The 17,221-nt window shown below is 72.1% G+C and carries 22 protein-coding genes; 8 read left to right on the top strand and 14 right to left on the bottom strand.

The window, feature by feature from the left end; all coding sequences use genetic code 11:
* Nucleotides 1–1,698: an asparagine synthase-related protein gene (locus tag MRBLML1_RS01635; RefSeq protein WP_364510440.1), complete on the top strand. Its 1,698-nt coding sequence runs from the start codon at nucleotides 1–3 to the stop codon at nucleotides 1,696–1,698.
* Here the strand turns inward: MRBLML1_RS01635 and MRBLML1_RS01640 are convergent.
* Genes MRBLML1_RS01640 through MRBLML1_RS01650 form a run of 3 tightly spaced genes read right to left on the bottom strand, consistent with a single transcriptional unit; the run spans nucleotide 1,695 to nucleotide 3,204 of the window.
* Entirely contained in the window at nucleotides 1,695–2,528 is an 834-nt protein-coding gene (locus MRBLML1_RS01640; protein ID WP_364510443.1) for a hypothetical protein, read from the bottom strand. The genes MRBLML1_RS01635 and MRBLML1_RS01640 overlap by 4 nt on opposite strands.
* Nucleotides 2,525–2,785: a PqqD family protein gene (locus tag MRBLML1_RS01645; protein WP_364510446.1), complete on the bottom strand. Its 261-nt coding sequence runs from the start codon at nucleotides 2,783–2,785 to the stop codon at nucleotides 2,525–2,527. The genes MRBLML1_RS01640 and MRBLML1_RS01645 overlap by 4 nt, the downstream gene beginning before the upstream one ends.
* The gene (locus MRBLML1_RS01650; RefSeq protein WP_364510449.1) at nucleotides 2,782–3,204 is read right to left on the bottom strand and encodes a lasso peptide biosynthesis B2 protein; all 423 of its coding nucleotides are present in this window, start codon (nucleotides 3,202–3,204) and stop codon (nucleotides 2,782–2,784) included. Before MRBLML1_RS01650 ends, MRBLML1_RS01645 begins: the two co-directional genes overlap by 4 nt.
* 43 nt (nucleotides 3,205–3,247) lie before the next feature.
* Between MRBLML1_RS01650 and MRBLML1_RS01655 the strand changes: the two genes are divergently transcribed.
* The 3 genes from MRBLML1_RS01655 (at nucleotide 3,248) to dtd (ending at nucleotide 5,116) form a co-directional block, all read left to right on the top strand.
* The gene (locus MRBLML1_RS01655) at nucleotides 3,248–3,610 is read left to right on the top strand and encodes a DsrE family protein (RefSeq protein WP_364510451.1); all 363 of its coding nucleotides are present in this window, start codon (nucleotides 3,248–3,250) and stop codon (nucleotides 3,608–3,610) included.
* Between the two features lie 115 nt (nucleotides 3,611–3,725).
* The gene (locus tag MRBLML1_RS01660) at nucleotides 3,726–4,670 is read left to right on the top strand and encodes a class I SAM-dependent methyltransferase (RefSeq protein WP_364510453.1); all 945 of its coding nucleotides are present in this window, start codon (nucleotides 3,726–3,728) and stop codon (nucleotides 4,668–4,670) included.
* A 17-nt stretch (nucleotides 4,671–4,687) separates the two neighbouring features.
* The gene (dtd, locus tag MRBLML1_RS01665) at nucleotides 4,688–5,116 is read left to right on the top strand and encodes a D-aminoacyl-tRNA deacylase (protein WP_364510456.1); all 429 of its coding nucleotides are present in this window, start codon (nucleotides 4,688–4,690) and stop codon (nucleotides 5,114–5,116) included.
* Between the two features lie 79 nt (nucleotides 5,117–5,195).
* On the opposite strand, the gene MRBLML1_RS01670 is transcribed toward dtd, so the two are convergent.
* From MRBLML1_RS01670 to MRBLML1_RS01695, 6 genes are all read right to left on the bottom strand, one after another.
* A complete protein-coding gene (locus MRBLML1_RS01670) occupies nucleotides 5,196–5,639 on the bottom strand; it encodes a DUF4395 domain-containing protein (RefSeq protein WP_364510459.1) in 444 nt (147 codons plus the stop codon).
* Nucleotides 5,636–6,085: a TlpA family protein disulfide reductase gene (locus MRBLML1_RS01675; protein WP_364510462.1), complete on the bottom strand. Its 450-nt coding sequence runs from the start codon at nucleotides 6,083–6,085 to the stop codon at nucleotides 5,636–5,638. The genes MRBLML1_RS01670 and MRBLML1_RS01675 overlap by 4 nt, the downstream gene beginning before the upstream one ends.
* Nucleotides 6,086–6,151: 66 nt before the next feature.
* Complete coding sequence (locus MRBLML1_RS01680) at nucleotides 6,152–6,460, bottom strand: DUF1416 domain-containing protein (RefSeq protein ID WP_364510465.1); 309 nt, start codon at nucleotides 6,458–6,460, stop codon at nucleotides 6,152–6,154.
* A gap of 3 nt (nucleotides 6,461–6,463) precedes the next feature.
* Entirely contained in the window at nucleotides 6,464–7,312 is an 849-nt protein-coding gene (locus MRBLML1_RS01685; RefSeq protein ID WP_364510467.1) for a sulfurtransferase, read from the bottom strand.
* Nucleotides 7,313–7,450: 138 nt separating this feature from the next.
* On the bottom strand, nucleotides 7,451–7,603 hold the full coding sequence (locus MRBLML1_RS01690; RefSeq protein ID WP_364510469.1) for a putative leader peptide: 153 nt from the start codon (nucleotides 7,601–7,603) through the stop codon (nucleotides 7,451–7,453).
* Nucleotides 7,604–7,618: 15 nt separating this feature from the next.
* Entirely contained in the window at nucleotides 7,619–9,454 is a 1,836-nt protein-coding gene (locus MRBLML1_RS01695; RefSeq protein ID WP_364510472.1) for a DUF4012 domain-containing protein, read from the bottom strand.
* A gap of 111 nt (nucleotides 9,455–9,565) precedes the next feature.
* Here MRBLML1_RS01695 and MRBLML1_RS01700 point away from each other — a divergent pair, with 111 nt between their 5' ends.
* Nucleotides 9,566–10,957 (top strand): polysaccharide biosynthesis tyrosine autokinase, encoded by a 1,392-nt coding sequence (locus MRBLML1_RS01700; RefSeq protein WP_364510475.1) that lies wholly within the window; start codon nucleotides 9,566–9,568, stop codon nucleotides 10,955–10,957.
* Nucleotides 10,958–11,005: 48 nt separating this feature from the next.
* On the opposite strand, the gene MRBLML1_RS01705 is transcribed toward MRBLML1_RS01700, so the two are convergent.
* The gene (locus tag MRBLML1_RS01705; RefSeq protein WP_364510478.1) at nucleotides 11,006–11,788 is read right to left on the bottom strand and encodes a class I SAM-dependent methyltransferase; all 783 of its coding nucleotides are present in this window, start codon (nucleotides 11,786–11,788) and stop codon (nucleotides 11,006–11,008) included.
* A gap of 104 nt (nucleotides 11,789–11,892) precedes the next feature.
* Here MRBLML1_RS01705 and MRBLML1_RS01710 point away from each other — a divergent pair, with 104 nt between their 5' ends.
* Nucleotides 11,893–12,744, top strand: a complete 852-nt coding sequence (locus MRBLML1_RS01710; RefSeq protein ID WP_364510480.1) for a TylF/MycF/NovP-related O-methyltransferase — start codon at nucleotides 11,893–11,895, stop codon at nucleotides 12,742–12,744.
* 64 nt (nucleotides 12,745–12,808) lie between these two features.
* On the opposite strand, the gene MRBLML1_RS01715 is transcribed toward MRBLML1_RS01710, so the two are convergent.
* The 3 genes from MRBLML1_RS01715 to MRBLML1_RS01725 all read right to left on the bottom strand — a co-directional run bounded on the left by MRBLML1_RS01715 (nucleotide 12,809) and on the right by MRBLML1_RS01725 (nucleotide 14,698).
* Nucleotides 12,809–13,549, bottom strand: coding sequence for an SDR family NAD(P)-dependent oxidoreductase (locus MRBLML1_RS01715; RefSeq protein WP_364510483.1), 741 nt, complete (start codon nucleotides 13,547–13,549; stop codon nucleotides 12,809–12,811).
* On the bottom strand, nucleotides 13,546–13,782 hold the full coding sequence (locus MRBLML1_RS01720) for a hypothetical protein (protein WP_364510486.1): 237 nt from the start codon (nucleotides 13,780–13,782) through the stop codon (nucleotides 13,546–13,548). The genes MRBLML1_RS01715 and MRBLML1_RS01720 overlap by 4 nt, the downstream gene beginning before the upstream one ends.
* A gap of 70 nt (nucleotides 13,783–13,852) precedes the next feature.
* Nucleotides 13,853–14,698, bottom strand: a complete 846-nt coding sequence (locus MRBLML1_RS01725; RefSeq protein ID WP_364510489.1) for a methyltransferase domain-containing protein — start codon at nucleotides 14,696–14,698, stop codon at nucleotides 13,853–13,855.
* Nucleotides 14,699–14,760: 62 nt separating this feature from the next.
* Between MRBLML1_RS01725 and MRBLML1_RS01730 the strand changes: the two genes are divergently transcribed.
* Both MRBLML1_RS01730 and gmd read left to right on the top strand, forming a co-directional pair.
* Nucleotides 14,761–15,456: a hypothetical protein gene (locus MRBLML1_RS01730; protein ID WP_364510492.1), complete on the top strand. Its 696-nt coding sequence runs from the start codon at nucleotides 14,761–14,763 to the stop codon at nucleotides 15,454–15,456.
* A gap of 43 nt (nucleotides 15,457–15,499) precedes the next feature.
* Nucleotides 15,500–16,483, top strand: coding sequence for a GDP-mannose 4,6-dehydratase (gmd, locus tag MRBLML1_RS01735; protein ID WP_364510497.1), 984 nt, complete (start codon nucleotides 15,500–15,502; stop codon nucleotides 16,481–16,483).
* 42 nt (nucleotides 16,484–16,525) lie between these two features.
* Here gmd and MRBLML1_RS01740 read toward each other — a convergent pair whose 3' ends face one another.
* Nucleotides 16,526–17,179: a CatB-related O-acetyltransferase gene (locus MRBLML1_RS01740; RefSeq protein ID WP_364510500.1), complete on the bottom strand. Its 654-nt coding sequence runs from the start codon at nucleotides 17,177–17,179 to the stop codon at nucleotides 16,526–16,528.
* Nucleotides 17,180–17,221 lie beyond the last annotated feature (42 nt).

Genomic DNA, 17,221 nt, shown 5'->3' on the forward strand with positions numbered 1-17,221 from the left:
GTGACGTCCGGAGCCGCCCGCGCGCGGCTGGTCGGACGTTGGTCGGATCTCGGTGACGGGATCTCGCTGCACACCGGGCCCGGCCCGGTCGACATCACTGCCCTGCGCGCCTGGCTGCGCCGCGACCTGACCGGTCCGGTGCCCCTGCGCCAGGGCTTCGCCGTCGCCCGGCACGGTCCGGACGGGTCGCTCCTCGTCGCGACCAGTCCCCGCTGGGAGCAGGCCGCGCTCTACGCCGTCGACGGCGACACCCTCCTCGTCGGCACGCACCCCCGCGAGCTGGTCGGCGCGCTGGCCGCGCCACCACCCCTGGACGTCGGCAAGCTGGCCGACCTCGTCGCCCTCCACGACGCTCCCGAGAGCACCGTGTTCACCGGCGTCAGCCGGCTCCCGCTCGGCCACGCCCTCACTTTCGCGCCGCACCAGGCCCTCCGGGTGCGCAGATGGTTCCATCCTCCGACCGAGCCGGACGCCGCCCTGCGGCGCGCCGCACCCGACCTGGTCCGCGCCACCGTCGCCGAGGCGGTCGCGGCCTCCCTCCCCCCGGCCGGGGACGTCGGCGCCACCCTCTCCGGCGGCCTCGACTCCACGACCGTGGCCGCCCTCGCCGCCGGCATCCTGCACCCGGACGGCCGCCGGGTCGACGCCCTCACCCACGTCCCATTGCCCGGCGCGGTCGACGACCACCCGAGCTGGGAGCCCGACGACAGTCCCTACGTGCGCGCCCTCGTCGCCGCCGTCCCCGGCATCCGGGCGGCCGAGGTCGTCAACACCGCGCGGGTGCGGCCGGTCCAGGCCGAGGCCTGGTTCCACGAGCGCACGTGGCACCCCTCGGGCAACCCCGCCAACCAGGCGTGGCTGAACGAGATGGTGCGGCGCACCGAGGCCGCGGGTCACCCCCTCCTGCTCACCGGCACGGCCGGGAACGCCACCTTCTCCCGGCCCCGCCAGGGCATCGTCCGCGAGCTCGCCGCGCGGCACGCCTGGCCCGCCCTCCTGCGCGAGGTACGCCGCCGCCACGCCGACGGGCTCCCCCACCGCCGGGCCGCCCGGGAGGTGCTGCGCGACGCGCTCCCGCCGCGGGTGCTCGCCCGGCTGCGCGGGTCCACGCCCGCCGCCTCGGGCCCCGGGCCTGCGGACCTGCCGCTCGTGGCCGACTCCCTGAGCGAGGCCGCCCGCGCCGACCTCGCCACCTGGGAGCGGCTCGCCACCGCCCCGCCCACCCGAGCCGACTGGCTGGCGATGCTGCTCGGCGACGACTCCCGCATCGACATGGCCCAGCACATGTCCGAGACCGTCTGGGTCAGCGACCCACTCTCCGACCCCGCCCTCATCACCCTCGCGGCGCGCCTGCCCGAGGAGGCCTGGTTGACCGGCGGCCGGTCCCGGGGGCTGGCCCGGGCCGCGACCGCCGGCCTGCTGCCCGACCCCGTCCGCCTGCGCCGCACCTACGGCAGCCAGGGCGCCGACATCGCCGAGGTCGTGCGCGGCCACGAGCAGGACTACCGCGACCTGCTCGACCGCTTCCGCGCCTCCCCCAGCGTGCCGGGCTTCGTCGACCTCGACGCCCTGGAGCGCTCGCTCGGCCCGGACCTGGCCGACCCGCTGCGCGCGATCTACTGGCACGGCGTGCACGGGCGCGCGTTCTCGTACGGCCACTTCGCGGTCTGGTACGAGGACGAGGTGCTCGGGCGCTAGGCCAGCCCGGTCACCACGTCCGCCACCTCGCCGACGGTGTCCCGCCCCGCCGGGCGCTCGACGTGCCACAACGGCACCGTGCGCGCCAGCCAGGTGGTCCAGTCGTGGAAGGCGGCCCGGTGGGCGGGCAGCCGGCAGATCCCGTAGCGGTCCGCGGACCAGGCCAGCACGGGCAGCGCCTCCAGGCCCGGCACCTCTCTCGCGACGACCTCGCCGGCCCCCTCCCGCTCGGTGAGGACCACCAGCCCGGCGAGCGGGCGCGGCGCCAGGTCGGCCGGGGCGTCGTACGCCCGCTTGTCGCGCTCGGGCAGCCACCGGCCCTGCTCCACGTCCGCGCCGAGCGCCCGCGCAGCCGGGTCGGAGAGGTGCAGCGGCCGGGCGACCGGCAGCGCCAGCGCACCGTCCGGGCCGGGCACCACCTCGGCGATGTCGTCGCTGGCGAGGGTCCAGCCGCGTCGTACCAGCTCGACGGCGGTCGTCGACTTGCCCGCCGTCGACTCCCCGAGCAGCGCCCACGCACGGCCGTCGGGCGCCACGACCAGCCCGCCGTGCAGGTTGAACCGGTGACGCAACGACAGCAGGGCGCGGGTCGCGGTGGCGTAGAGCAGCCAGTCCATGGACGCCCGCTGGCCGGCGTCCGGGGTGTCCAGCACGACACGGTCGGCGGTGACGTGCACGGCGGACCCGAGCGCACGGAAGAGCAGCTGGCCCTGGTCCGCCCACAGGTGCGGCGGCTCGGCGATCGGCGCGTCCCACGGCGCCGGCGCCGTCCCCTCCTCGACCGGCACGTCGAGGACCTGCCGGGTCAGCCCCGGCGCCCGGAGGATCATCCCCGGTCGACCAGGCCGTGCTTCTCGAGCGCGTCGAGGAAGCGGGCGACGTCGGTGCGGCACTGCGCATCGCTGACGTCGTACTCCGCGGTGAGCATCGCGACCAGCTCGTCGAGGTCGCTCGGCTGGGCGAGCAGGTCCCAGACCCGCTGGCCGACCTCGTCGAGGCCGAGGTACTCCAGCTCCGCGTTGAGCAGCACCCGGACCTCGTCGAACTGGGCCTCGACGACGCCGGAGGTGCGGGCTACGGAGCTCATGGGCGCGAGGATAGCGGTCCGAACTGCGACGCCGGGCGGAAGCCGTCCATCACGTCCTCGCCGGTGACGACGAGTCCGGAGGCGCCCACGAACCACGCGTGCGGCACCGCGTCGGGCCGGCGCGCGTCGAGCCCGACGACCACGACGCCGGGGCGGCGGCGTACCCGCATCATCACGCTGGCCGCCACCGCCTGCTCCAGGCAGTTGGCGCCGGTGCGCGCGGCCGCCGAGCGCAGCGCGACCGCGACCCGGACCTCGGCGCCGTCGAGCCGGCCGAGCACGGGCGCCGTCCGCGCCGGGCCGGTCGGGCCGAGCAGCGCCGACCAGCGGCGCATCGGGACGTGGCGACGCAGCACCCGCGCGAGCAGCACCAGGACCAGCGCCTCGACGACGCGCAGACGGTGCCGCAGCCTGACCACGGGCCCAGGGTCGCACAGCGGCGGGCTCCCGTACGCTCGCCGCATGGCGCGTGGACTCGTGGTGAAGGTGACCTGCGGCGCGGACGAGCCGGAGCGCTGCAACCAGGGCTTCACCGTCGCCGGTACGGCGGCCGCCTCGGGAGTGGCGGTCTCGCTCTGGCTCACCGGCGAGGCGGCCTGGCTGGCCGTGCCCGGCCGGGCGGCAGAGCTGGAGCTGCCGCTGGCCACCCCGCTCCCCGACCTGGTCGACGCGGTGCTCGCGACGGGCACCGTCACCGTGTGCGCACAGTGCGCCGCGCGACGCTCGCTGGGCGAGGCCGACCTGCTGCCCGGCGTACGGATCGCGGGGGCGGCGGTCTTCGTCGAGGAGGCGCTCGCGGAGGGTGTGCAGGCGCTCGTCTACTGAGGATTTTTTCCTTGGTACGGGGCGCCAGGTCCCAGAAGTCGGCCTAGGGTGGGCTCACACCGCCGTGCATCCCCCTTTCCGACTACGCCACGGCGGTCCGGAGGCTCCACCGGCAATGTCCGTCACCGCATGCCCAGCTTGTGGCTCGCAGAACCTGAAGAACTACCGTCCCTCGCGACGGACCGGGCGGAAGAACTTCCGCTGCCGGTCCTGCGGCCTGCTCGGCTGGTCCGACCGGGCCGACCTCGTGCTGCCCGACACCGTCGGCCTGGAGGACATCAGCGTCGAGGAGCGCGCGGCCTGGGTGGCCAGCAAGCGCAGCCACGCCGCGGAGGCCGCCCAGGTCGAGGTGCTCGACGAGCTGGGCGCCCGCCTCGACGGCGGCCCGCAGGACCGCAGCCTCTACGACATCGGCACCGGTGACGGCCAGTTCCTCTCCGTCGCCGGGGGCCGCGGCTTCCAGGTGCGCGGCAACGACCTGATCGAGGCCAACGTCCACCTCGCGGCCCGCTCGCACGGCGTCGAGGTGGACCTCGGCGACCTCGCGGCGCTCGACGTGCCCGAGCACGACGCGGTCACCATGTGGTGCGTGCTCGCCCACGTGGCCGACCCCGAGGCGCTGCTGCAGAGCTCCTTCGACCTGCTCAAGCCCGGCGGCACGCTCTTCCTGCAGACGCCCCGTCGCACCCGCATCGACACGGCGGCCGTCGCGCTCACCGCCGCGGCGGGCGGCCGGATGTCGCACTGGGTGGACCGCCGGATCGCCCCGCACCACTGGCACCTGCACACCGCCGAGTCGATGACCGCCGCGCTGCGGGCCGTCGGCTTCGTCGACGTCGAGGTCATCCCACGGGCCCGCTACTCCCTCAACTCCGGCACCTACCTCGCCTCGATGGGCGTCCCGCCGCGCGCCGCGCGTGGCATCGGCCGCGCCGCGGACCGCCTGATCGACCGTGGCTGGGCGCCGCGGATCGTGCTGGAGGCCTACGCCCGCAAGCCCGGCGCGCTCGCGCCGGCCGTCGCCCAGCAGCAGGACCGGGCCCGCCCCGCCGCCGGCTGAGACGGCAGGATGGCGCCATGCGCGCCGTCCTGCAGCGAGTCTCCTCCGCGTCCGTGGTCGTCGACGGTGCCGTGGTCGGCGCCCTCGACGTCCCCGGCCTGCTGGTCTACCTCGGCATCACCCATGACGACGGGCCGGCCGAGGTCACCTGGATGGCCCGCAAGATCCGGGACCTGCGGATCCTGCCCGGCGAGCGCTCGGTCGCCGACGAGGGCGCGCCCGTGCTGGTCGTCTCCCAGTTCACCCTGTACGGCGACGCCCGCAAGGGCCGCCGGCCCACCTGGACCGCGGCCGCGCCCGGCTCCGTCAGCGAGCCGCTGTACGACGCGGTGTGCGCCGCGCTGGAGGCGGCCGGGACGCACGTCGAGCGCGGGGTCTTCGGCGCCGACATGGCCGTCACCTCGGTGAACGACGGCCCGCTCACCGTGCTGCTCGAATCGCCGTAGGCGTCCCGGCGCCGTCGCGACCTCACCCGTGCCGACGGTGCCGACCGATCGCGCGCGGTGGCCCCGTCATCGTCGAGGCTCAGGCCGGGCGTCCGCGCAGCCGCGCGCCGAGCAGGTACATCTCGCAGCCCAGGCAGAACCCGAAGACCGCGTTGAGGAAGGCCGCCACGAAGGCGAAGCCGGCGAAGACTTGGCCGAGCAGCACCGCGCCGGTGGCGAAGCCGATCGTCGCGACGACCGCGAACACCAGGCCGACCGCCTGGGCGAAGCGCGGCGGGGCGGGGTCCTCCAGCTCGGCGGGCGGGGTGAGCCGGGGCCGGACCACCGAGCGGAAGAAGAGCCCGGTCGGCGTCTTCTGCACGCCGAGCCCGGCACCGATCGCGAAGAGCGCGGCCTGCACGCCGGTCAGCACGGCGGCGACGCCCGGCGCCGCGTCGGAGAGCAGCAGGGCCACGGCGAAGACGACGAGGGTGACGGTCGCGGTGAAGCGAGGGCCGCGGGGGTCGATACCGGTGGCGGTCATCGGGTCTCCTCAGAGGTGGGGAGCGCGGCGAGCACCTGCTCGCGGCGCGGGGCACCGGCGGCTCGGGTGAGCTCGCGGCCGGCGGGATCGAGGATCAGCGTGGTGGGGGTACGACGGACGTCGAGCTCACGCACGAGGTCGAGGTGCTGCTCGGCGTCGATCTCCAGGTGCGCCACCCCGTCGTACCGCTCGGCGACGTCGGCGAGCACCACCCGGGTGGTGCGGCAGGGGGCGCAGAAGGCACTGGAGAACTGGACCAGCGTGGCGCGCTCCCCCAGCTCGGCCTCGGGCAGCGCGGCGGCGACCGAGGTCCACACGGTCTCCTCGGCGGGCTGCGCGGGAGCGGCGGGCGCGCCGGCGAAACGCCCGTCGACGCGCCGGCGGTGCAGCCCGAAGCCGACCGCCACGACGACGGCCAGCACCAGGATGAGGAGTCCGGGGTTCACATCCGTCCTTCAACGCCGACGGCGGCCCCCGGATTCCGGGAGCCGCCGTCGTCGCGCATCAGGGCCTCAGATCGAGATCTGGACCTCGGCGACCGAGCCGGTCTGCGCCTGCACGGCGCGGTCGACCGGGTCGGCCTTGGGGGCCAGGGTCCGCAGGGTCCACTGGCCGTCGCCCGCGAAGAAGCGGAAGTGGCCGGTCGCCGAGGTGGGCACCTCGGCGGTGAACTCACCGGACTGGTCGAGCAGCCGCACGTAGGCGCCCGGCACCGGGGTGGCGTCCTCGCCCTGGCCGCGCACGACCTGGCCCTGGATCACCGCCTCCTTGGCGACGTTGACGCCGTCGAGGGAGAGACCTCCCACCTTCGCACCGCACATGGCTCAGGCCTCCCCGGGCTCGTCGCCGAGGGCGATCGGGACACCGACGAGCGAGCCGTACTCGGTCCACGAGCCGTCGTAGTTCTTGACGTTCTTCTTGCCGAGCAGCTCCTGGAGCACGAACCAGGTCAGCGAGGAGCGCTCACCGATGCGGCACAGCGCGATGGTGTCCTTGTCCTCGTCGAAGCCGACCTCGTCGTAGAGCGCCTTCAGGTCCTCCTCGGACTTGAAGGTGCCGTCGTCGTTGGCGTTCTTGCTCCACGGGACGTTGACCGAGGTCGGGATGTGGCCGGCGCGCTGCGACTGCTCCTGCGGGAGGTGGGCCGGGGCGAGCAGGCGGCCGGCGTACTCGTCGGGGCTGCGCACGTCGACCAGGTTCTGCGTGCCGATCGCGGCGACGACGTCGTCACGGAAGGCGCGGATCGAGCGGTCCTGGTCCTTGGCGACGTAGGTGGTCTCCGCGCGGGTGGGGACCTCGTCGGTCAGCTCGCGGCTGTCGAGCTCCCACTTCTTGCGGCCGCCGTCGATGAGCTTGACGTCCTGGTGGCCGTAGAGCTTGAAGTACCAGTAGGCGTAGGCCGCGAACCAGTTGTTGTTGCCGCCGTAGAGGACGACGGTGTCGTCGTTGGAGACACCGCGCGAGGACAGCAGGGCCTCGAACTGCTCCTTGTTGACGAAGTCGCGGCGGACCTGGTCCTGGAGGTCCGTGGTCCAGTCGAGCTTGATGGCGCCCTTGATGTGGCCCTTGTCGTAGGCCGTGGTGTCCTCGTCGACCTCGATGATGACGACGCCGGGGGTGTCGATGTTGTCCTCGGCCCACTGGGTGGTGACGAGGGAGTTCTCGCGACTCATGGGGATTTCCTTACTTGCGCGGTGGTGGTGGGTACGTACGGCTGCTGCTGGCAGCGCGAGGGCGCACAGGACGAAGCCTGGGCGCGAACGCGCCACGGAGGCGACGGGGAGACGGCGGAACGCCGGATCAGAGACCCGTCAGCAGGGTCGACACAGCGCCGAGCTGACGCGGCAGTTGTCCACCGCGCGCCGCTTGGTCAGCAGCAGGGTCGTCGACATGGGCAAGAGCCTAGGCGCGAAATCCCGCCGAACCCATTCGCCCTCCCGAATGGCGAGACGGGTGTCCGTCATGTGAGAACGGCAGGCTCAGCGCACCGTGCAGGAGCTGGGGACGGTGCGGTTCGGGCTGCCCGCCGAGGCGCCCGGCGTCACCGAGAGCCGTACGTCGCCGGTCTGCCCGGGCCCGGCCTTCATCACGAACTCGATCCGGTGCCGCTCCTGGGGCGCGAAGGTGAGACCCACCCGCGCCAGCTGACGCCCGGCCAGCGCCTCGACGACCGGCTTGCCCACCCGCTGACCGTCGATCGACAGCTCGTCGATCTCGCCGCCGACCGGCGAGGTCACGTAGATGACCAGCAGCTGGTCCCCCGGCGCGACGCGCTGGTCGGGATAGCCGGCACCGGTGATCGCGGCGGGCAGCCCGCGCGGGTTCGCGGGGGTGTCGCTGAGCAGGTCGATCGACCCGTTGAGCAGCTGGCGGTCGCCGACGCAGGAGCGCGGGATCACCGTGGCGTCGTACTTCAGGTAGTACTGCATCTTCGTCGGTCCGCCGTCGTTGATGTAGATCCCGACGCCGGGGTCGTTGCTGGCCTTGTCGGAGAACTCACCGGCGATCATCGTTCCCGCGATCTCGGCCTGGTCGTCCGGCTCGAAGCTGTGCATCCGGATCCGGCCCTCGAGCACCGCGGTGACCAGCCCGCGGATCGACTCGGCCGTGTCCCCGCGACCGGCGGCGAAGGCGTCGAACACCGCCTCCGCGACAGCCTGCTGGTAGTCCGAGTGGATCTCGCGGTCGTTGGTGAGCCGGTAGATCTCGTTCTCCACCGCCTGCACGACGTTGGCGGCGTCCACCGGGCGGTACTTCGGCACGTCGACCGGACCCGTCCCGCGCAGCAGGTAGGACACCGCGACCGGGTCCACGAAGAACATCCCGTCCAGCCGGCCGCCCTTCTCCCGCTCCCAGCGCGCCCGGATGATGTCGGCCGAGCGCTGGAAGTCCGGGGTGAGCGTGGCGTCCACGGCGGCCAGGCCGAGGATCCGGCCGAAGATCCGGTCCTCCTCGGCGGTCAGCGTCACCACCGGCCGGGTGTCACGGCCGAGCTCGGACATGTCGGCCTGCTCGACGATGTCCACCTTGCCGTCCTGCATCCGCACCAGCGACAGTGCGCCCGGCAGCCCGCCGCCGCTGCGCAGCTCGGCGTTGTTCTGCATGACCATCAGGTAGTAACGGGGGCGGTCCGTGCCCATCATCCGCGGGATCATCCGGGCGGCGCGGTACGTCGACCCGAGGGTCGAGCGCGCGTCGGTGACCAGCGTCTCGAGCTTGCCGAACTGCTCGCGGACCGGGCCGAGGAAGCTGTCGGTGTCGACCTTGCCCAACGTGGTGGCGGCCTCGTCGAAGGCCTTCTCGCTCTGCTCGGCCGGAGCGACCATCGCCGCGATCCGGTCCACGGGGAAGCGCCCGCCGACGGGCTGGAAGGTGTCGGCCGTGACCAGGTCCGCGGCGTCGGCGATCGGCGGGAGGCCGTCGCGGCCGATCCCGTCGAGCACCTCGGCGGCGGTCGCGATGCCCTCGGCGTCGTCGCCGAGGAGCGGCACGGCCTCGAACAACCCCCAGGTCAGCCCCGAGGTGCGGTCGTGGGCGGAGGCGGCCGCCTCCTGGTAGTCCGCCATGGCCCGCCGGGCGCTGTCGGCGTCGGCGCGGACCAGCGCCGCCCGCATCACGGTCGCGCTCTCCCGGACGTCGGCGAGGTCGTGGCTGGCCGCCCGCAGCACCCAGGCCGACCAGGCGAGGCCGAGCAGCACGACGACGCCGATGCCGGCCAGGACCAACCGGCGCGGGTGCTCGCTGCGCAGCTCCTTGAGGCGGCGGACGAAGCGGCGGCTCGGGGTGGAGCGGCGACGGCGGCGTACCTCAGGCACGGACGACGCGCCTTGACCGGGTTTGCGCCCTCCGCCACGGAAGCCCACTGTTGTTGACTAGGATCACCTCACTTGTCCGTGGCACACGGTACCGACAGCAAGGGTTGGGTCTTGGACTTCAAGCAGTTTCTGGTCGTGCTGCGCCGTCGCTGGTTGAGCGTCCTGCTCATCGTGGCGCTCGCGCTCGGTGTCTCCGCGGCGATCACGTTCACGCGTACGCCGATGTACGAGTCGAAGGCGCAGGTGCTCCTCACCGTCGACGTCCGCGACACGACGGACGCCTACGCCGCGAACCTCGCCATCACGCAGCGCGCCGCGACCTACGCGCAGATCGCCAAGAGCACCGAGCTCGCGGACCTGATCATCAAGGCCGGCGGCTTCGACATGAGCCCGGAGAAGCTCGCCTCGCGGATCGCCGCCGAGGTCGTCGAGGGCACCTCCCTCATCGAGCTCAAGATCCAGGACGAGAACGCCCGCGAGGCGCAGAAGATCGCCAACGTCACGGTCGCCGAGTTCGCCGACTACATCCAGAACCTCGAGCAGGTGACGGGTGCCGACAACACCGTGCTGGTCAAGAAGACCGACGAGGCGACCTACAACCCGAGCCAGGTCAGCCCGACGGTGCTGCTCAACCTGGTCGTCGCCGGCCTGATCGGCCTCCTGCTGGGCATCGGCCTCGCGGTCACCCGCGAGCTGCTCGACCGCACGATCCGCACCGCGGACCACGTCGGCGAGCTCACCGAGTCGCCGGTCCTGGCCAGCATCGGCTTCGACAACGACATCCGCTCCGCGCCGCTGCTCACCGACCTGGGCGGCTTCGCGGCGCGCACCGAGGCCTTCCGCCTGCTGCGCACCAACCTGCAGTTCATCGACCTCGACCACCAGCCGCGCTGCCTCGTCATCAGCAGCGCCGTGCCGGGCGAGGGCAAGACGATGACGTCGACCAACCTCGCCGTCGCGCTCGCCCAGACCGGCCGCAACACGCTGATCATCGACGCCGACCTGCGCCGCCCGCGGGTGGCGACCACCCTCGGGCTCGACCCGGCGATCGGTCTCACCACCGCGCTCGTCGGCAAGACCGAGATCCACGACGCGATCCAGGTGCACGAGGCCAGCGGCCTGCACGTGCTCGCCAGCGGCGCCAAGCCGCCGAACCCGACCGAGATCCTGCAGTCGAAGATCACCCACGACCTGATCCGGCGGCTCCGCTCGTCGTACGACATGGTGATCATCGACGCCCCGCCGCTGCTGCCGGTCGCCGACGCCTCGGTGCTCGCCAAGCTCGCGGACGGCGTGATCATCGTCGTGCGCCACGCCAAGACGACCAAGGACCAGGTCAACGAGGCCATCAACCGCCTCAACCAGGTCGGCGCCCGCCTCTACGGCGTCGTGGTCAACATGGTCGCCAAGCGCGCCGTCGGCTCGTATTACTACTACTACTACGAGGAGACCGCGCCGACCGGACGCGGCAAGGGCTCCTCCGGCGGGCGCCGCCGGGCCTGAGACGCAACGGAGGGGCGGGAGACCAGGTCTCCCGCCCCTCCGACTTCTTCAGCCCTTGCGGACGAAGACCATCCAGGTCGGCGCGAAGCGCGGCGGCGTGAGCCGGTCGACGAGCTGCGCGGCGCGCCACGCGGGCCGGGCCGAGCCGAAGTACGTCGGCTCCGACGCGTGGCCGTAGAGCACCAGCTCGTGCGCGGAGAACAGGCGCTCCAGGTCCTTGCGGGTGTTCATCGTGTAGCGGACCGGGAAGACGTCCTCCGCCTTGCGACCGGGCTGCAGCCGGGTCAGCACGCGGGTGTGCAGGTCGTTCGGGACCGCCCGGGCGCCGAGCCCGATGATCCCCCACTTGTTGGGCGTGCGGGCCGCGAACCAGCCGCCCGGCTTGAGCACCCGCATCACCTCGTCGGCCACGACCTGCGCGTCCTCGGCACCCACGTGCTCCAGGACGTAGTCGGCGATCACGACGTCGAAGGTCTCGTCGTCGTAGGGGATCGGGCCACCGGGCTCGATCAGCTTGGCCTCGGCCAGCGACTCGTTCTCGAGCACCACCGGGTCCACGTCGACGCCGACCACACGGTCGACCCACTGCTCGACCGCCCGCAGCTTGCGGTGGTACGGCGCGAGCGGCTCGAACTGCCACGCCCCCCGGCCCGCGCCGAAGTCGAGCACCACGCTGTCCTCGTCGAGGAGGGCGTTGACCCGCGAGTAGAACTCGACGAAGCCGTCGTACCGGGTGAAGCCTCCGGCCTCGACCTCGGGGTAGAGCCGCGCCCGCAGGCCGGCGACCTCCTCGCTGGCCCGGTCCTGCTGGATGTCCGGCTGGTTGTCCATTCCCATGCGCCCTTTCGGCCACCGCGGAAGAGGGATCGCGGGGCGGTCCAGACAATATTCGCCGACGCCGGATTTGGGGCGAGAACCCCTGCTATCTTCGCCCGGTGACGACGACCCCCGACGAGCTGCGCGAGCTCTACCTCGACCTGATGAAGCGCACCCTGACCGGTGCTCTGATGGAGGACAACGACTCGATCCTGGGTGGGGTGCGGACGGCCGGATCGCCGTCCCTGAAGAAGAAGGCGGCCAACGCGGCCGGCTCGCTCGCCCAGCGGTTCGGGTTCGAGATCGCCTACAAGAAGCCCTACGACCCCGCCCTGCGCGAGACCGGCAGCGACTGGCCGGCGCGCTCGGAGTCGATGATCGGCCTCAAGCGGATGCAGAACATCCAGGACGCCATCACGGCGATCATCGAGGACGACGTCCCCGGCGACTTCATCGAGACCGGCGTGTGGCGCGGCGGCGCCTGCATCTTCATGCGGGCCAACCTCAAGGCCTGGGGCGACACCAAGCGCACCGTCTGGCTGGCCGACTCCTTCCAGGGCCTCCCGGCGCCCAACGTGAAGGACTTCCCGGCCGACCAGGGCGACACCTTCTACCTGCAGACCGGCCTGTCGGTCGGCGAGGCCGCGGTGCGCCACAACTTCGAGCGCTACGGCCTGCTCGACGACCAGGTCAAGTTCCTGGTCGGCTGGTTCAAGGACACCCTGCCGACGGCTCCCGCCGAGCAGTACTCCCTGATCCGCCTCGACGGCGACCTCTACGAGTCGACCATCCAGGCCCTCGACGCGCTCTACCCCAAGCTGTCGGTCGGTGGCTTCTGCATCATCGACGACTACGGCACGCTGCCCGACCAGGCCGGCAAGGCGGTGCACGACTACCGCGCGCAGCACGGCATCACCGACGAGATCGTCGACGTGGACGGCAACGGCGCCTACTGGCGCAAGTCCTCCTGATCTCCACCTCGTACGACGAAGGGCCCGGGTCGTTCGACCCGGGCCCTTCTCGTTCGTGCGGCGCTCAGCTGGAGAGGCCACCGTCCACGACGAGCACCTGGCCGGTCATGAACTTGTTGTCGGGCGAGACCAGGAAGGACACCACGCGGGCCACGTCCTGGGCGTCACCGAGCCGCCCCAGCGGCGTACGGCGCTCGATCTGCTTGAGCTGGTCCTCGTCGAGGCCGTGGCTCATCTCGGTGCGCAGGTAGCCCGGCGCGACGCTGTTGACGGTGATCCCGCGCGAACCGAGCTCGCGAGCGAGGGAGCGGGTCATCCCGTCGAGGGCGGCCTTGGTGGCGCTGTAGACCGACAGCCCGCGGTAGCCAGAGAGCCCGACCACCGAGGAGATGTTGACGATCGCGCCGCTGCGGCGGGCCAGCATGGTGCGGCTGGCGGCCCGGGTGACGTAGAGCGTGCCCTTGATGTTGAGGTCCACGACGCGGTCGATGAGGCCGTCGTCGGTGAGCGCGATCATGCCCTCGCCCGCGACGCCGGCGTTGTTGACCAGCACGTCGATGCGGCCCCAGCGCTGCACCACGTCCTTGACGTAGCGGGTCGCGTCGGCCTCCACCGACACGTCCGCGCTCAGGAACGAGAAGCGGTCGGGGAACTCCTTCTCCCACACCTCCACCTGGTCGGTGCGCGAGCGGGAGCAGGTCGCGACGGCGTAGCCCTGCGCCAGCAGGTCCTCGACGATGCCGGCGCCCAGCCCGCGGCTGCCGCCGGTGACGAGCGCGACGCGCGCCTCGATGGGCGCCGTCATGCGGCGTCGTAGAACGCCAGGACCTCGCCCACGGTCTCCGGGAGCACGTCACTGGTCGAGAACGGGTCCGACCCGAGCTCGTCCTCGAGGAGCGCCGACAGCTCGGCGGCCTCCAGCGAGTCGAGCTCGAGCCCGCCGCCGTACAGGCTGAGGTCATCGGTCAGCTCGCCGTACTCCTTGTTGGCGCGCTGGAGGAACTCCACGATGACTGCCCGGGCACGGTCCACGGTCACTTCGAATCCTTTCGACACGGATGAGGTCACCCACCCAACGCGGTGGGCAGGGTCAGGTCACGATGATGGGTCACTTGGTGGCCTTCAGGATGCCGTACCCGAAGGTGCGGTCGTTCCAGAACGCCTCGAGCACCTCGGTCGAGCGGACGTACTCGTCCAGCCCGTCGGCGCCGATCAGCCGGGTGATCTCCTCGGCGTGCTCGTCGCAGTTGGCCCGCCAGGCGGCGAACGTCGGCAGGGTCTCGTCGCTGATGTCGGTGAGGTCGTCGACGGTGAGCCCGACCTCGGTCAGCATCGCGGCGTACTCGTCGAGCGGGAGCATGTGCGCGTCGCCGTAGACCGCCCGGAGCAGGGCGAACTCCTCGCGCCGCTCGCGGACCTCCAGGAACGGGATCTTGCGCCGGCTGATGATGTCGCACAGGACCAGCCGGCCGCCGGGCACGAGCACCCGCGCGCACTCGGCGAGCAGCGCCTTGCGGTCGCGCATCAGGTGCGAGGACTCCAGGGCCCAGGTCACGTCGAAGCTCGCGTCCGGCAGGCCGTTGTCGGTGCCGTCGCGCTGCTCGAAGCGGGCGCCGTCGAGGCCGCGGGAGGCGGCGAGCGCGGTCGCGGCGGCCACGCCGGTGCCGCTGGTGGTGATGCCGAGGACCTGGGCGCCGTGCTCCGCGGCGAGCTTGCAGGACTGGTGACCGGTGCCGCAGCCGATGTCGAGCACCCGCTCGCCCGGCTGGATCTCCGCTCGCGCCAGCATCTGCGCGGTCAGCGCGGCGGCGGCGTCGGCGAGGCCGATGCCCTCGGGGCGGAAGTAGCCGTAGTGGAACTCCTCGCCCAGGATCAGGCGCCACGCCTCGTGCACGCGGTCGTAGTGGGCGTCGGGCTGGTGGCTGACCGACGGCCCGGCGTCGCTGGTTCCCATGCTGGTCCCTTCAAAGGTCGATAGACTCCCCCGCCGAATCCAACCACTTCCTGAGGGTCTCCATGAGGCGAGTTCTCGCACTGCTCCTGATCTTCCTCCCGCAGCGGCTCAAGCACGCCGTCGCCAACCGCTTCCTGGGGTGGGACATCCACCCGACGGCACACATCGGCCGCAGCCTGGTCGTGGTCGGCAAGGTGACCATGGGCCCGGGCGCCCAGATCGGCCCGCTCAACGTGATCCGCGACCTCGACGAGCTGCGGATGGCGGAGGGCGCCAACATCTCCTCGCGGAACTGGATCATCGGCGTCCCGTCGTCGTGGGGGATCTATCCCGACCCCAAGCGCGACCCGTCGCTGGTCATGGGCGAGTACGCCGTGATCACCACCGGCCACGAGCTCGACGTCACCGACCGGATCGAGCTCGGCAAGCAGGCCGCGATCGCCGGCTTCCGCTCCGCGATCCTCACCCACAACCTCAACCTGGTGAACGACCGCTTCGGCAGCAGCAAGGTCACCCTCGGCGACTACGGCGTGCTGATGTCGGGCTGCACCCTGCAGAGCGGCACGAACGTCCCGGCCCGCTCGATCGTCTCCGCCGGCTCGGTGGTCGCGACCAAGCTCAAGGCCGAGCTCACCCTCTACCGCGGCAACCCCGCCGAGCCGGTGCGCGAGCTGCCCGAGCGGCTGGCCTTCTTCCACCGCGAGGGACGGCAGGCCCAGATCGAGGCCGAGGTGCGTCGCTGGCTGGACAAGTCCTGATCTCCCGGCGCGACCGGCCCTCCGACCACTAGGCTTCCCGCCCATGAAGCGCGCGCTCATCACCGGCATCACCGGCCAGGACGGTTCCTACCTCGCCGAGCTCCTGCTCAGCAAGGGCTACGAGGTCCACGGGCTGGTCCGGCGCCACTCCACCCTCAACCGGGCGCGGATCGACCACCTGGGCGGCACGGAGAACCTCCACCTGCACTACGGCGACCTCACCGACGGGGTCAGCCTGGTCAACCTGGTGCACGCGATCGAGCCGCACGAGGTCTACAACCTCGGCGCGCAGAGCCACGTGAAGGTCTCCTTCGAGCTGCCGGAGTACACCGCCTCGACCGACGCGGTCGGCACGCTGCGGCTGCTGGAGGCGATCCGGGCCTCGGGGATCGACTGCCGGTTCTACCAGGCCTCGACCTCGGAGATGTTCGGGGCGACCCCGCCGCCGCAGAGCGAGAACACGGTGTTCTACCCGCGCTCGCCGTACGGCGCCGCGAAGCTCTACTCGCACTGGGTGACGGTCAACTACCGCGAGGCCTACGACCTCTTCGCCGTCTCCGGCATCCTCTTCAACCACGAGTCCCCCCGCCGCGGCGAGTCCTTCGTGACCCGCAAGATCACCCTCGGCGTCGCCTCGATCAAGCTCGGCATCACCGACCACCTCGACCTCGGCAACCTGGACGCGGTCCGCGACTGGGGCTTCGCGCCCGAGTACGTCGAGGGCATGTGGCGGATGCTGCAGCACGACGAGCCGCAGGACTACGTCCTCGCCACCGGGGTCGGTACGACGGTGCGCGAGTTCTGCCAGGAGGCCTTCTCGCACGCCGGCCTCGACTGGGAGGAGCACGTGCGCTACGACAAGTCCTACGAACGCCCCACCGAGGTCGACGCGCTGATCGGGGACGCCTCCAAGGCGCGCGAGGTGCTCGGCTGGGAGGCCACGACCGACGCCACGGCGCTCGCCCGGCTCATGGTCGACGCCGACATCGAGCAGCTCGGCCGGCTGGTCCGCAACCGCTCCGAGTGACCCGCCGGGCCCCCTCGCGGGTGGGGGTTCGTGCAAGCCCCGTCAGGACCGGACCGGCACCTTGCCGGCCGCCTGGCGCTCGCGCGCGTAGGCGATGAAGCCGTCGATGTCGTCGGTCGTCAGCAGCGGGACGGCGGCCTTGACCTCCTCGTCGGGCCACTCCCACCAGGCGATGTCGAGCAGCGCGGAGATCTGCTCCTCGGTGGCCCGGTAGCGGATCACCCGCGCCGGGTTGCCGCCCACGATGGCGTACGGCGGGACGTCCTTGGTGACGATGGCGTTGGCCGCGACGACCGCGCCGTGCCCGATCTTCACCCCGCTGCGGATGAAGGCGCGCTGGTAGACGACCACGTCGGAGCCGATCCAGGTGTCCGCCGAGGGCACCGGGTTGCCGTCCTTGGTGGCGCCGGGCATGCCCCAGTGGATCCGGAACGGGAAGTGGCTGACCGTGTTGTTCGGGTGCTCGCCGCCCAGCATCACGATCGCGGTCTCCGAGACCGGGCTGTACTTGCCGATGGTCAGCTTGGTGTTGTCGTGCTCGTAGAACTTGATGGTCGGGATGGCGTAGGAGTGGTCGCCGATCTCGAGCCGGCCCATCCGCTTGAGCCGCGCCGCGACGGCCTGGTTCGGGCCGATGATCGCGTCGTGGGCGCGCAGGAGGTTGAACTTCAGCCACCGGAGCAGGTACATCACCATGGCTCCATCCTTGCGCACCGCCGGGCGGATGCGGAGGGAATC

It is taken from the genome of Nocardioides sp. LML1-1-1.1 (genome assembly GCF_040676175.1).
Taxonomy (GTDB): domain Bacteria; phylum Actinomycetota; class Actinomycetes; order Propionibacteriales; family Nocardioidaceae; genus Nocardioides.